Annotated in this window: 12 protein-coding genes; 3 read left to right on the forward strand and 9 right to left on the reverse strand. The window is 63.0% G+C overall.

Annotated elements, in window-relative coordinates:
• Positions 1-93 precede the first annotated feature (93 nt).
• The 8 genes from R0382_RS00605 to R0382_RS00640 form a co-directional block, all read right to left on the reverse strand.
• Positions 94-420 carry a tetratricopeptide repeat protein gene (locus R0382_RS00605; protein WP_432721566.1) on the reverse strand — a complete coding sequence of 109 codons (327 nt, stop codon included), beginning with the start codon at positions 418-420 and terminating at the stop codon, positions 94-96.
• Positions 421-638: 218 nt separating this feature from the next.
• On the reverse strand, positions 639-1,391 hold the full coding sequence (locus tag R0382_RS00610) for an SDR family NAD(P)-dependent oxidoreductase (RefSeq protein WP_432721568.1): 753 nt from the start codon (positions 1,389-1,391) through the stop codon (positions 639-641).
• Positions 1,388-2,680, reverse strand: coding sequence for a hydroxysqualene dehydroxylase HpnE (gene hpnE / locus R0382_RS00615; protein WP_432721569.1), 1,293 nt, complete (start codon positions 2,678-2,680; stop codon positions 1,388-1,390). The genes R0382_RS00610 and hpnE overlap by 4 nt, the downstream gene beginning before the upstream one ends.
• 303 nt (positions 2,681-2,983) lie before the next feature.
• Positions 2,984-3,820: a presqualene diphosphate synthase HpnD gene (gene hpnD / locus R0382_RS00620; protein ID WP_432721571.1), complete on the reverse strand. Its 837-nt coding sequence runs from the start codon at positions 3,818-3,820 to the stop codon at positions 2,984-2,986.
• A 9-nt stretch (positions 3,821-3,829) separates the two neighbouring features.
• Entirely contained in the window at positions 3,830-4,375 is a 546-nt protein-coding gene (locus R0382_RS00625) for a hypothetical protein (RefSeq protein ID WP_432721573.1), read from the reverse strand.
• Positions 4,376-4,419: 44 nt separating this feature from the next.
• Positions 4,420-5,058, reverse strand: a complete 639-nt coding sequence (locus tag R0382_RS00630) for a DUF4136 domain-containing protein (RefSeq protein WP_432721574.1) — start codon at positions 5,056-5,058, stop codon at positions 4,420-4,422.
• A 12-nt stretch (positions 5,059-5,070) separates the two neighbouring features.
• The gene (gene aroC / locus R0382_RS00635) at positions 5,071-6,171 is read right to left on the reverse strand and encodes a chorismate synthase (RefSeq protein WP_432721576.1); all 1,101 of its coding nucleotides are present in this window, start codon (positions 6,169-6,171) and stop codon (positions 5,071-5,073) included.
• An 87-nt stretch (positions 6,172-6,258) separates the two neighbouring features.
• Positions 6,259-7,155 (reverse strand): LysR family transcriptional regulator, encoded by an 897-nt coding sequence (locus tag R0382_RS00640; RefSeq protein ID WP_432721578.1) that lies wholly within the window; start codon positions 7,153-7,155, stop codon positions 6,259-6,261.
• A 66-nt stretch (positions 7,156-7,221) separates the two neighbouring features.
• Here R0382_RS00640 and R0382_RS00645 point away from each other — a divergent pair, with 66 nt between their 5' ends.
• Positions 7,222-8,742 carry an MFS transporter gene (locus tag R0382_RS00645; protein ID WP_432721580.1) on the forward strand — a complete coding sequence of 507 codons (1,521 nt, stop codon included), beginning with the start codon at positions 7,222-7,224 and terminating at the stop codon, positions 8,740-8,742.
• Between the two features lie 19 nt (positions 8,743-8,761).
• Here the strand turns inward: R0382_RS00645 and dbpA are convergent, their stop codons facing one another.
• Complete coding sequence (gene dbpA / locus R0382_RS00650; protein ID WP_432721582.1) at positions 8,762-10,144, reverse strand: ATP-dependent RNA helicase DbpA; 1,383 nt, start codon at positions 10,142-10,144, stop codon at positions 8,762-8,764.
• A gap of 514 nt (positions 10,145-10,658) precedes the next feature.
• Here dbpA and R0382_RS00655 point away from each other — a divergent pair.
• A complete protein-coding gene (locus tag R0382_RS00655) occupies positions 10,659-13,307 on the forward strand; it encodes a type VI secretion system Vgr family protein (RefSeq protein ID WP_432721583.1) in 2,649 nt (882 codons plus the stop codon).
• On the forward strand, positions 13,304-14,236 hold the full coding sequence (locus R0382_RS00660) for a DUF4123 domain-containing protein (RefSeq protein ID WP_432721584.1): 933 nt from the start codon (positions 13,304-13,306) through the stop codon (positions 14,234-14,236). Before R0382_RS00655 ends, R0382_RS00660 begins: the two co-directional genes overlap by 4 nt.
• Positions 14,237-14,246: the final 10 nt, after the last annotated feature.

Genomic DNA, 14,246 nt, shown 5'->3' on the forward strand with positions numbered 1-14,246 from the left:
GGCAAGCCCGCCCGACGGTGCCGGCAAGGCGCGCGAGGCCCAGACGGCACAAGGCAACAAGCGTGTGCAGCCCGCCGTGCGTGCTGCCCGGGCTTATTCCTCGGCTTTGCGCGCCTTGGCGATACGCTTGAGGAAGACCGTGATCTCGCGCACAGCCTGCATATCGCCGCGGCCTTCGGCCACCATCAGCCCGCTCTGCCAGACCGACTCGGCGGCATCGGTGTCGCCGGCCTGCAGCAAGGCCTTGCCGAGCAGCTTGTAGGCGGCCGAATAAGCCGGATCAAGCTCGACCGCCTTGCGCAGGTGTTCGATGGCCGAGGCGATCTCGCCGTCGTTCAGATACAGCGTGCCGAGCGACAAACGCAACAAGGCATTGTCGCGGCCGTTCTCGAGCATTTTCAGCAGTGCCGTCTTGTCCATACACCCTCCTTCTGACCCGAGGCTAGCATGGCAGGCGCCACGAGCAGGCAAAAAAACACCCCGCACGTGGCGGGGTGGAACTTGCTACAGGGAGAGATGAGACGCTCAAGCAAACCGGTTTCGCTCAAACCAATCTGCTCCGGGCTTGCGCCCGAGTCACACGTATAAGTGTCTCATTTTCGCAATAAGTTCATAGTAAATTTTGACAAAACGATTGTTCATTTTTTGAACAACAGCGTCTGCCCACTTTGACCATGACTGGCCGGGCCGAGCCAGTAAAGCAGTGACGGAACAAGGGCTTCGATGCCGGGCAGCGTCTCGGGCGATTCGCCCGGATGCGACTTGGTGCGGAACGGCGAATGAATCGCCCCCGGGATCAGCCAGTTGATTCGCAGTTGCGGATATGCCTCCCATTCGTCGGCGGCGATCCTGACCCAGTTCTGCTGGCCGATCTTCGAGACGCTGAACCCGCCCCAGTAGGCCTTGGCATCGAGCGCATGCTCCTCGCCGATCACCAGCACGGCGGCGTCCGGCGCTTGCGTCAGCAGCGGCATCAGGCCACGGGTGATCGCGAACGGCGCGGCGACGTTGACGCGGAACTGCTCGACCCATTCGTCGAGCTTCTGGTTCGACAGCGGCGAGAGGAAAGTGAAACCGTTGGCGGCGTGCAGGATGCCGTCGAGCCGGCCGAACTCCTTGTTGATCAGCACGCCGAGCTGGGCAATCTCGGATTCGCCGATCTTGGCCAGATCCATCGGCACCGCGGCCGGCTCAGGCCCGCCAGCGGCAACGATGTCGTCGTAGACGCGGGTCAGCTTCTTTTCGCTGCGGCCCAGCAGAATCACCGTGGCGCCCTGCCTTGCCAGCGCACGCGCCGCGGCGGCGCCGACGCCCTGACCGGCACCGGTGACGAGAATGACCCGGCCGGTAAAGGCATCGGCGGGCACCTGATAGTCTTTCCACTCGCTCATATCGTTGTTCCTGCTGAGAATGCTGCAATTATTCCACGGCTTGCCGCCTGACCGCTGCGGATTGCGCCTTCGAGCGTCGCCGGATAATCGCCGGCGGTGTAATCACCGGCGAGCCACAACGTCGGATCGGCCGTTGCATTGGCGGGGCGCCACAATCCCGGCGTCGCCGCGAAGGTCGCGCGCTTCTCGGCAATCACGCGCCGCCAGCCGGGCTCGCCCCAACCGAAGGCACTGTCGAGTTCGGCCACGACCTCGTCGATCAGCTGCACTTGCGACCATGCCGAATGCGCGCCGCGTGCCGACAGCACCACGGCGATCAACCCCGGCTGATCGTGCGTCTGGCCGCGATCGAATATCCACTGGCTGATGCCGGCGGCGATGCCGACCATGGGCTGCGACAGGGCAACCGACGCCGGATACTGCAGGTAGACGGTAACGATGGGCTGGTAATCCCATGCTGCCAGCGCCGCGACCAGCGCTGCATCTACTTCGGCCAGCGCCATGCCGGCCCGGTGCGGCGGCAAGGCGCAGACGACGCCGTCGAACGCTTCGTCATTGACCAGCCAGCCTTCGCCGACGCGCACCAACGCCCGGACCGAGGTGCCCAGACGAACCTCGCCGGCCCTCGCCGCGATGTATTCGGCAGCGGCATCGGGAAACAGCGCGGAGAAATCGAGCTTGGGAAACAGCAGATCCGACGCCGCGCGCGGCCCGCCCAGGCTGTCGCGCAGCACGTTGAACAGTACCTGCGTCGATGCGGTTTCCAGCGGTGTATTCAGCGCCGCAACCGTCAAGGGCCGCCAGAACGCTTCGACCAGACGCTCGGGCTGGCGCTGCGCCTTCAGCCAGTCGGCGACCGGCAGATCGGCGGCCAGCCGCCAGCGTGCGCCTTCGGCCGCGCGCATCGCCCGGATCAGCGCCCAGCGTTCGCGCCAGCTCAGGCCTTGCGCACCCACTAGCGCTGCGGCCAGATGCAGTGGCGCAGGCAGCTTCGGCGCCCGCAGCCGGAAACCGGGCACGACGGCCAGATCGAGCGGCGTGCGCAAAAAAGCCGCGTCCGGATCGACGCCGACACGGCGCATCAAGCCGAGCAGTTCAGAGTACGCGCCGATCAGCAGGTGCTGGCCGTTGTCGATCTCGCGGCCGTCGATACTGATCCGCCGCGCCCGGCCGCCAAGCACCGGCCCGGCTTCGAATACCGTGACCTGCGCGCCGGCGTCGGCCAGCTCGACCGCGGCGGCCATTCCGGCATAACCGCCGCCAAGAATGGCGATTTGCTTATTCTTCATTACATTTAGCACGCTGTGGTTGCGCCGGCGCTCGCCGCGAAAAGGTGCGCCGCGCCCAGTCCCTTCAGAAGCGCCGAGCAGCGCAGCCCGGCGCGGGGTTTCGGGGGTCGAGTGCCTGAGCCCGAAGGGCGAGTTTTCGACCGCCGCCGCGTCGGGCTGTGATGCGAGGGAACCCGCGAAGCGGACGCGGATGCAGGGTCGTCTTCTTGCGGATACTTTTCTTGGCGAAGCAAGAAAAGCATCCCGTCCGCCGGGCGGAACCGGCGTTCAAATACCGCGCCGCAGGCGCTGCGACTCACGGCTTTAACCGAACCACCACGTCCGCCACGCCAGCCACAGCTTGCGGATCGGCGTCAGGCTCAGCCGCTGGTTCAGCACCTTGTCGGCGCCATCGCGGCGGATTTCGGCCAGCGTGGCGCGGTAGATCGCCGCCATCAAGAGTCCCGGGCGCTGGGCCTTGCGATCGGCCTTGGGCAGTTGCTCGAAAGCCTGCCGGTAATACTGTTCGGCACGGTCGATCTGGAACGCCATCAGCGATTTGAACTCGGCGGTCTGGCGGAAGTTGAACACGTCGGCCGCCGGCACGTTGTAGCGCTGCAATTCGTCGACCGGCAGGTAAAGCCGGCCGCGGCGCGCATCCTCGCCGACGTCGCGGATGATATTGGTCAGCTGGAAGGCGATGCCCAGATCGTGCGCATACTTGAGCGTTTTGCGGTCGGTGTAGCCGAAGATCTCGGCGGCCATCAGGCCGACGACCGAGGCGACGCGGTAGCAGTACAGCTGCAGGTCTTTGAAGCTGGCGTAGCGCGCCTGATCGAGGTCCATTTCCATGCCGTCGATGATCTCGAGGAAATGCTCGCGGCTCAGGTTGAAGGTCTTGAGCACCGGCAGCAGCGCGCGCGTCACCGGGTGTTGGGGGCTGCCTGCGTAAAGCTGGTCGACCTCGCCGCGCCACCAGTTCAGCGTGGTGCGCGCGACGCCCTCGTCGTGCGTCTCGTCGACGACATCGTCGACCTCGCGGCAGAACGCATACAGGGCGGTGATCGCCCGGCGTTTTTCCTCGGGCAGGAAACGGAAGCTGTAATAAAAGCTGGAGCCGCTCTTGGCGGCCTTGTCTTCGCAATATTGATCCGGGGTCACGATCTGCCTTCAATCAATCGGGTTGGAGCGTCTGGCCTGGCGCAGCAGCCAGACCAGCGTTGCCATAATCAGTAGTACGCACGACAGCCGCAACAGGCCGCCGAGCACGGTATCAAGGCGCAGCAGATGCCAGCGCGAGAGAATTTCGGTCCAGTCATGCAGGCGATCACCGTTGCCGACCAGCGGCAGCGCCTGGGCCCGGGCATCGGCCATATAACGACCGATGTTCAAGCCATTCTGCCCTAGCCAGATGACACCCACGGCGGCCCCGGTCGCATCCCGCTGGCGGCGGAACTCGAGGTAGACCGCAAGCGGGAACGCCAGTTGGCCAAACGTGCCGCCGTACACCATCAGCCGTTCGGAAAACATGCCGACAATCGGGTGGCCTGCTTCGTGAAACAGCAGATTCGCCCCATCGAGCAGCGGCACCCAGCGCTCTCCGGTCAACGCGCAGTACAGCACCCAGAGCGTGACCAGCAGCACGGCGGACGCAGCCGGCCATGGCACCGGCTTCCAGCCAGCATCGCCAACCGGCACGTCATGTCGCGGCGGCATGGTCGACCGGAAGTACAGCGAGCGGTTTCGGCAACATCATGGCTTCAAGGTTGAACCGGCAAGGGCAACCTGACCGTGCGCGTGCCGGTCGCGCCGGGGAAAGTCTGGAATAGCGCGCGGCTCAGGTAGGGCAGCGCATTGTCGAATTGCGGGCTCGCGCTGCGGTTCTTGGCCTCGCCCTCATAGAGCTTGGCAAAGTCATTCCGCGCCAGCGCCTTGCGGTCGTAAATATCGACGGCGAGATAGCGGGTGTACACGGTTTCGGACACGGGCTGGCTGCCGACGACTTCGGTGCTCGGATAGTAGTACGGCACGATGACGTAGCTGTTGCCGCTGTAAACGCGCCGGTAGTAGGTGTAATAGGTCGTCCCCCAGACCGGCTGGTTGTAGGTGACCGTCTTGCCGTCGTCGACGCCGTAGGCGAGCTCGACCAGCCAGTCGGCCCTGCCCGGATTGCTTTCCTGCGTCAGTCCGTAGCCCTCGAGCGCGACGGCGATATCGTGTTCGACATCACGCTGCAGCAGGCTCTGCGCCTGGCTGGCTTCGCGCTTGAACGCGAAGCGCTTGCCGGCGACCTCGGACGCCATCTGGTGACGGACGCTGACCTCGGCGTTGAACGTCGGCGGCGACGTTGCGCAGCCGGCAAGCAGCGCCAGCAGGGCCATGAGGACAAGCGCACGCATGGGGTTCTCCAGTTAAGCGATCTTGCCGGGGATGCGCGGCGTATCGACGACGACGTCGCCGCACTGGGCGCGGTGGCGAAGCGCGTGATCAATCAGCGTCAGCGCCAGCATCGCCTCGGCGATCGGCGTCGCGCGGATGCCGACGCACGGGTCGTGGCGACCGGTCGTGGCCATCATCACCGGGTTGCCCTGCTTGTCGATCGAACGGCGTTCCTGCGCGATGCTCGATGTCGGTTTGACCGCCAGATTGACGACAATATCCTGACCGCTGGAAATGCCGCCGAGCACGCCACCGGCGTGGTTGGTCGCGAAGCCTTGCGGCGTCAACTCATCGCAGTGCACCGAACCGCGCTGGGCGACGCTGGCGAAACCGGCGCCGATCTCTACGCCCTTCACGGCGTTGATATTCATCATGTTGTAGGCGATGTCGGCGTCGAGGCGGTCGTACACCGGCTCGCCCCAGCCGACCGGCACGTTCTCGGCGACGACGGTGATCTTGGCGCCGACCGAATCGCGCTCCTTGCGGATCGCGTCCATATAGTCTTCGAGCTGCGGCACGATGGCGTTGTTCGGCGCGAAGAAGGCGTTGTCGCCGACCTGATCCCAGCTCTCGAACGGAATCTCGATCTCGCCGAGCTGGCTCATATAGCCGCGAATGACGATGCCGAATTTCTCGGACAGCCACTTCTTGGCAATCGCACCGGCCGCGACGCGCACAGCGGTTTCGCGCGCCGAGCTACGGCCACCACCGCGGTAGTCGCGGATGCCGTACTTGTGCCAGTAGGTGTAATCGGCATGGCCCGGGCGGAAGGTCTCGACGATCTTGCCGTAGTCCTGGCTGCGCTGATCCTGGTTGCGGATCAACAGCGCGATCGGCGTACCGGTGGTCTTGCCTTCGAACACGCCGGAGAGGATCTCGACGGTATCGGGCTCCTTGCGCTGCGTCACGTGACGGCTGGTGCCGGGCTTGCGGCGATCGAGCTCGAGCTGTATGTCTTCGAGCGACAGCGTCAGCCCCGGCGGGCAGCCATCGACAATGCAGCCGATGCCCGGCCCGTGCGATTCGCCGAACGAGGTGACGGTGAACAACAAACCGAGCGAATTGCCGGACATGAAAAGCCCCCAGAAGCGCAGATTGGAATAGGAATTGCTGGCAATTCTACCATGCGCATCCCTACTCCAGCCCGGCCGTGGACAGGATCAGCGGCCGGGGTGCAGCAGCGCCGCGAGCCGGTCGAGAAAATAGCGCGTGCGCGCCGGCATCAGCCGTCGTGCCGGCAGCAGCGCGTAAATGATCAGTGGTTCGGTCGGCCAGTCAGGCAACAAGCGGACCAGCTCACCGCCCCGTAGCTGCTGTTCGCAAAACGTGGTTGCAACCATCGCCACACCCAATCCCTCGATCGCGGCCCGCATGCGCAAGGCGGCGTTTTGCGTGCGCAAGCGTGGCGCCAGACTCAGCGCATACGACTGTCCCTGCGCGTTGCGGAACTGCCAGTGCTGCTCGTTCGGCGACGCGAGCAGCGGCCACTGCGCCAAACCGACGGGATGATCGAGTGGCGGCAGCGACGCCAGCAGTGCCGGCGACGCATACAGCCCGCGTTCGACGCTGAACACCTGCCGCGCCACCTGGCTCGAATCGGGCAAGGCGTCGGCGGTGACGACGAAGACGATGTCGTAACCGTCGGCCAGCGGGTCGATGCGCCGCGCACTGACATCGACATGGATGTCGAGCTCCGGGTGACCGGCGAGCACATCGCAGATCACGTCGGCCAGTTGCTGGGTGCCAAACTCGTACGGCGCGGCAATACGCAGCACCCCGCGCAAGCGATCGTCGCCAGCGTGCAGATGATCGGCGATATCGTCCAGCCGGGTGAACAGCGGTGCAATCGCCGCCAGCAGCTGTTCGCCCTCGGCGGTCAGCCTCAGCCTACGGGTGCTGCGCTCCAATAAGCGCACGCCGGCACGTTTCTCCAGCCGGCTGACGGCAAGGCTGACCGAGGACTTTGGCAGCTCAAGCCGCTCGGCTGCACGGGTAAAGCTGGACAGCTGCGCCACCATGGCAAAGCAGTACCAGTCGTTCCAGTCTTTTGTTCGCATGGATGAACAATAAATCCATTCCGGGTGATTTTTCCAGCCCTGTTGGCGGCGTAGCCTGAATCCACCATGCCTACTACGCCCCTGCTTTCCAAATACCCCGAATTCGGCCGCGCCCGCGTCTATCTCTTCGGCCTGACCGCCGGCTGCGTCACCGGCGTCGATTTTGTCGCCTCGTCGATGATCGGCATTGCCGGCGCCCACATCCAGGGCGGCGTCAACGCGGCGCCGGAAGAGTACCTGTGGGCGATCACCGTCTACGCCGCCGCCGCGGTCGTCGCCAACCTCGTGCTCGGTCGCATCGGCACCCGCATCACCTTCCGCCGCTACGTCCTGCTGTCCTTGCTGGTCTTCTGCACCGGCGCGCTGCTGTGTGCGTCGGCCAACAACATCAGCGAACTGGTGCTGGCCCGCGCGGTACAGGGGCTGGGCGGCGGCGGGCTGTTTGCCGCCGCGCGCATCATTGCCCAGCTCGTCAGCGAACCAAACGAACGGCTGCCGATCTTCGTCGGCTTCGGCCTCGGCAGTTTTACGCTGACCGCGCTGGCGCCGTGGGTGTCGGCCGAACTGGCACTCAGCCTCGGCTGGCGGGCGATCTTCCTCGTCCAGGCGCTCGTCACCGTACCGCTGTTCGCGATGGTGCTGACGCTGTTCCCGCGCCGGCGCGAAGCGCCGACGACGGCGCAGATGGGCACGCTGGGCTGGCCGGCGGCGCTGGCCTTCGGCTTCGGCGCGCTGTTGCTGCTGCATGGCATCGAGGACTTCCGGCTGGCGCGGATCGGCCTGTCCGGCGGCGAAACGCTGGCACTGATCGTCGGCGCCGGCCTGCTGGCATTCGCGCTCCACTGGCTGCACCGGCACCCGGACCCGTGGCTCGACCTCCGCCGCCTCGGCAGCCGCCGCTATCTGGTCGGGCTGGGTTTCTATTCGCTCTACTACCTGATTTCAGGTGGCTGGAACTACCTGATGCCGCAGTTCCTGCAAGGCGGCCTGGGCTTCAACTTCCAGACGACGGGGATGGTGCTGAGTCTGGCGGGCGTGGTGGGTCTGGTCGGCGTCATGGCGCACACCTTCAACTTCCGTCGCGTGTTCCGGCGGCGCCGGGTGATCGTCATCGGCTTTGCGGTCTTTGCAGTCGCCGCCGCGCTGATGTCGATCAGCGCCATGCCCGGCGCCTCGATCGCCGTGCTGATGCCGCCGATGATGCTGCAGAGCCTGACCACGGCGTTGATCATGGTGCAGGTCGCGTCGATGACCTACCTCGATTTCGAGCCCGAGGATTTCGTCCACGCCTACCAGCTGAAAAACATCATGCGAGAAATCGCCACCGCGCTCGGCACCGGCATGACCAGCCAGTGGCTGCAGACCGACCGCGCCATCGCCCGCAACGACCTCGTTGGCCGGATCAACACGTTCGACCTGCAAACGCTGGCGCCCGAACTGCCCCGAACTTCCGAAGTGCTCGCGCGGCTGTCGCTGCAGATCGACCAGCAGGCAACGCTGATCGCCTGCGATCACCTGTTCATCACCCTGGCTGGCATCTGCATCGCGGCCGCCGGCGTGGTGCTGTATCAGCGCGCACTGGCGTGATCAGCCCTCGCCGCGGCGCTTAGATAAAGCGCATCTTGAACGCCCGGCCCTTGATCTTGCCGTGTTCGAGCCGCTTGAATGCCTTGTCGGCGATCTTGCGGTCGAGCGCGACATAGGTCTGGTGATCGAACACATTGATCTTGCCGACGAACTCGCCACTGATCCCGGCATCGCCGGTCAGCGCACCGAGCAGATCGCCGGGGCGCAGCTTGTCCTTCTTGCCGCCGGCGATGGCCAGGGTCACCATCTGCGGCAGCAAGGGCGCATCGCTCGTCGGTGTCAGCGTATCGACGCCGAACCAGCGTACCGGACCGCCCTGGTATTCCTCGATCAGCTTGACCCACTTCTTTTCCTGCGGCGACGCCAGGCTCAGCGCCAAACCGCGCGCCTTGCCACGGGCAGTGCGGCCGATCCGGTGGATATGGATTTCGGTATCGCGCGACACATCGACGTTGATCACGTAATCGAGCGTGGTGATGTCGAGGCCGCGCGCGGCGACGTCGGTCGCGACCAGCACGGTGCAGCTGCCGTTGGCAAACTGCATCAGGATCTCGTCGCGATCACGCTGCTCCAGATCGCCGTACAGCGCCAGCGCCGAATAGCCTTGATCGCGCAACTCGTCGACGAGTTCGCGGCAGTGGATCTTGGTATTGCAGAACGCCAGCGCCGACTTCGGCCGGTAGTGCGCCAGCAAGGCCGCGACCATGGCGTTGCGCTCTTCGTGCTCGACCTCGTAAAAGCGCTGTTCGATCTTGCTGGCGTCGTGCAGCGACTCGACCTTGATCTCGACCGGCAGCTTCAACAGCCGCGCGCTTTCCTTTCGGATCGTGTCCGGATACGTTGCCGAGAACAGCAGCGTCTGACGCTTTTTCGGGCAGGCGCTGGCGATGCCCATGATGTCCTCGTAAAACCCCATGTCGACCATCCGGTCGGCCTCGTCGAGCACCAACGTGCTGATCGTCGACAGATCAACCGTGCCGCGTCCCAGGTGGTCACGAATCCGCCCCGGCGTACCGACGACAATGTGCGCGCCGTGTTCAAGCGAGCCAATCTGCGGCCCCATCGGCGTACCGCCACACAAGGTGATGATCTTGACGTTGTCGATGTGCCGCGCCAGCCGGCGCAGCTCCTTGGCAACCTGGTCGGCCAGTTCGCGCGTCGGACACAGCACCAGCGCCTGGATGCCGAAGAAGCGCGGATTCAGTGCATTGAGGATGCCGATGCCGAACGCCGCAGTCTTGCCGCTGCCGGTCTTGGCCTGCGCAATCAGATCGTGACCATCGAGAATCACCGGCAGGCTCTGCGCCTGGATCGGCGTCATATGGTGATAACCAAGACTATCGAGGTTCTGCAGGAAATCTGGCGACAGGGACAACAAGGAAAAAGCAGCAGTCGAATTCACGATGGGCTCCGAGTGGCGACCATCAGCGGTAAAACGCAGGCCGGCCTGGACGAGTACAAATGAAATAAGGGCTTAGACCGTGAAGTCTAAGCCCTTATCTAGATATTGGTCGGAATGGCGGGATTCGAACTCGCGACCCCATGTACCCCATTCAGACGGGCTATTGCTAATCAGGGTCGCGATTCTACTCGGTTTCAACTGCCGCACTTCTAATATTTTTCACAGCGGCCCCTCCGCCGGAAGCCGCACAAATGCTGGGGCAATTTGGGGGCTTTAGAAGCAGAACCGAGGCCTTCAGACGCTGGTTTCAGCAGCGCCCCGTACACCTGTCCCCCTTTGAAAACTACGACCGATCCAAGTAAGAACACACGACCGAATTCACGCAGCCACTTCGAAATCATATACATTTCTTACTAATGTTAGAATATTAGCTTTCTCGAAATATCCAATTAATTGACTGTCAACCATAATATTTCGATAATCGCGAACTTCCCCCTACTCGCGATCCGTCCCCATGGACCTCTCCAGCCTGCTGGCGTCATTCGCCGCTGCGTTCAATCAGGACCAGCGTTTGCTGTCGCTGCACTTCGCCGAAGGCCGGGGGCCGGTGCCGGAGACGCTGCTGCCGCATGTGCTGGAGGGCGAAGCGGCGCTGAGCCAGCCTTACCGGTACACGCTGGAATGCCTGTCGGCCGATGCCGGGCTGGAACTGAAATCGCTGCTCGGGCTGGCGCTCGAGGTCGACATCCACACTGCCGACGGCAGTGCTCAGGTGCTGACCGGGGTGGTTACTCAGGTCAAGTCCTTGGGCTCGGATGGCGGCTTTGCCCGTTATGCACTGACGATCGAACCGCCGCTGGCGCTGCTGCGGCACCGCAAGTCCAGCCGGGTGTTCCAGGACCTGAGCGTGCCGGACATCGTCAAGGCGGTCGTTGCCGAACACCAGGAGCGCAACCCGCTGCTGGCCGCGAGCTTTGCGCTGCAGTTCGATCTGGCCAAGACCTATCCACCGCGTTCCTACTGTCTGCAGTACCGCGAATCGGATCTCGACTTCGTCCAGCGGCTGCTGGCCGAGGAAGGCATTGCCTACCGTTTCGGTTTTGCCGGAGGCGAAACCCCGGTGACAACGCTGATCGGTTTCGACGATCCGTACCAGCTCGATGCCGCGGCCCAAGTCAGGGTGCGATTCCACCGCGCCGATGCGACCGAAACCGACGACACCATCACCGGCTGGGATTCGAAACGCCAGCTCGGCACCAGCAAGGTCAGCCTCGCCAGCTTCGACTACAAGCCGGTCAGTACGCTGACGGCGGACGACGAGAGTTCGATCGACCATGGCGACGGTGGCCGTCAGGCCGGCCAGAGCCTCGAAGACTACGATCCGCAAACGCTGTATTACGGCAGCGACGGCGAAGACCTCGGCCGTTACGCCCAGCTGCGCCAGCAGGCCAACGACCGGGCCAGCAAGAGTTTTCGCGGCGAAGGCACAGTCCGGCAGTTCAACGTCGGTGAATGGTTCCAGCTCGACAACCACCCGGCGCACGACTTCGACGCCCCGGAAGACCGGCAATTCACCATTACCCGGCAACGGGTGCAGGCGCGCAACAACCTGCCGGGTGATCTGGTCAGCCAGCTGTCCAAATCCGTGCTGGGCACCCCGGCAGCAACGACCCAGACCGGCCAGACGGCCAACGACGCACCGTTCCGCACCGACTTCGACGCCCAGCGTCGCGGCATACCGCTGACGCCGGCCTATGCACCGCACGGCAAACCCACCAGCCGCGGCGTCCAGAGTGCCACCGTGGTCGGCCCCGGTGATGGTGAAGTGCACACCGACGAACTCGGCCGCATCAAGGTGCAGTTCCACTGGCAACGGCAAGCCGAACACCCCGAGTACGGCGCCAACCTCGACGACAAGTCCTCGTGCTGGCTGCGCGTCGCCATGCCCTCGGCCGGTGCCGGCTGGGGCCACCAGTTCATCCCCCGGGTCGGCCAGGAAGTGCTGGTCGACTTCCTTGAAGGCGACATCGACCGGCCGCTGGTGACCGGCGTCGTCTACAACGGCAGCCACCCGGTCCCGGCCTTCAGCGGCGCAGGATCACTCCCGGCCAACAAGACCCTCTCCGGCATCAAGACCAAGGAACACGGTGGTGGTCAGTACGGCGAACTGCTGTTCGACGACACCCAGGGCGAAGTGCGCACCAAGCTCAGTTCCGAGCACGGCAAGACCCAGTTGAACCAGGGCTTTTTGATCCAGCCGCGCTCGGACGGCAAGGGCACGCCCCGAGGTGAAGGCTTCGAACTCAGAACCGACCAACACGGCGCGCTCCGCGCGGCCAACGGCCTGCTGATCACAGCTGAGCCCGCCAACGGCGCCGGCGGCAACCAGCTCGACCGGTCACAGGCCCAATCCCAGCTCGACGCCGCATTCGAGCTGGCCAACAGCCTCGGCGACGTCGCCACGCATCAACTGGCCGACCCGATCGAAACAGGCCCGGAAACCATCAAGGACAACGCCAAGGCCGGCAAGACCAGCTCCGGGCACCTGCACCACCTGAAGGACGCGCTGAAGAGTTGGGCCAACGGCACCAATACCTCGAAGGACGCCAAAAGCGATCAAGCCGGAAAACAGCCCCTGATCGTCGTCAGCGCCCCGGCCGGCCTTGCCCAGACCACGCCAAACAGCCAGGCCATTACCGCCGGCAGCAACCTCGACCTGATCGCCCAACGCGACACCCAGCAGACCTCGGGCAGGCGCTGGATTCATAACGTCGGCGAACACATCAGCCTGTTCGTCGCCGGGGTCAAAGACCGGATCGCCCTGAAGCTGATTGCCGCCAAGGGCAAGGTGCAGGTTCAGGCGCAGAGCGACAGCATCGAGATCAATGCGGCCAAGGACATCCAGCAAACAGCGAACAAGAACATCCACATCATTGCTGGCGAGGAAATACTGCTAACGGCTGGCGGCGGCTATATCCGGCTCAAGGGCGGCAACATCGAAATCCACTGCCCGGGGAAGATCGATGTGAAGGGGGCCGACCATAGCCTTAGTGGGCCTGCGAGCTTCACGTACTCTTTACCCTCGTGGACCAGTACAGATAAGAACCTTCCTTGTGCCGCTGCGGCTGCAAAACAAGGTAGTGCTTTTGTGAAGATGAAATGACTAAAAATACTAATAGTTTCTTCGAAATCGCTTCAGATGAAGATTTCCGCACCTGGCTTCCGAAGGAGCTAAGGGGCGACGAAACGGAAGGTAAACGACTGTCACTGTATTTGCTGGTGGATATGGCACGGTGTACGGCCGATGACGAAATTAGCCGTTTGGACGAAATCTGCCAAGATAGCGAATGGCTAGGATTGTACGACGACTTTGAAGGCGACGAGTGGAAGCGTATAGGGCCTCGTTTGATACGTATTCCCGATGAATCAAAATACTTGGATCGCCCCTCCTTAGGTTTGCCAGCACAGGCTGTTAGTTATTTGCTTGCAGGCGACCATCTGTCTTCGTTGAGCGAACATTTACTACGCCTGCGGGAAATTACTATCCCGGACGGAGGAAAATCACTATTTCGCTTTCAAGATACCATTGTGATGCGAGAACTGTGTGATCTGTTATCTGCAAAGCAGATATCAATCATGCTAGGAGGGGCTTCCAAGTGGGCAGTTCCGTGCATTTGTGGTGGAGTTGGCATTCTTTCCAAGGAGGTCAACCACGTGGGCGGAGAGCTGGCGCTTAGCGAAGCTCAATTTGAATTACTGAACGACAGACTTTTGCCGCACTCGATAAAAGCCGAAGTTGATGAGGTTGATTCGGCCATTTTCCTTGACAAGGATCTATGTCAAATCACAACGGATCTTCGCTTGAGAATCGAAGCGGCTAGATCGTACGGCATCAAATTTGACGATGACGTTTCTCTTTTTTGTATTTTAGGATTGCAACTACCCGCGGGATTTGATGAAGTAAACCCATTTAGCAGAATTTTGCAATCCGTTCGAAATGGAGATAGACGCTTTTCCGCCGAAGTTGGGAAAGTATCTGCAGAAGAGTGGGAACAATTCGAAAGTCAAATCGGGTTTGACGTCAACAATTGAATCAGGGTGA

The sequence above is a fragment of the Jeongeupia wiesaeckerbachi genome, from assembly GCF_050916355.1.
Classification (GTDB): domain Bacteria; phylum Pseudomonadota; class Gammaproteobacteria; order Burkholderiales; family Chitinibacteraceae; genus Jeongeupia; species Jeongeupia wiesaeckerbachi.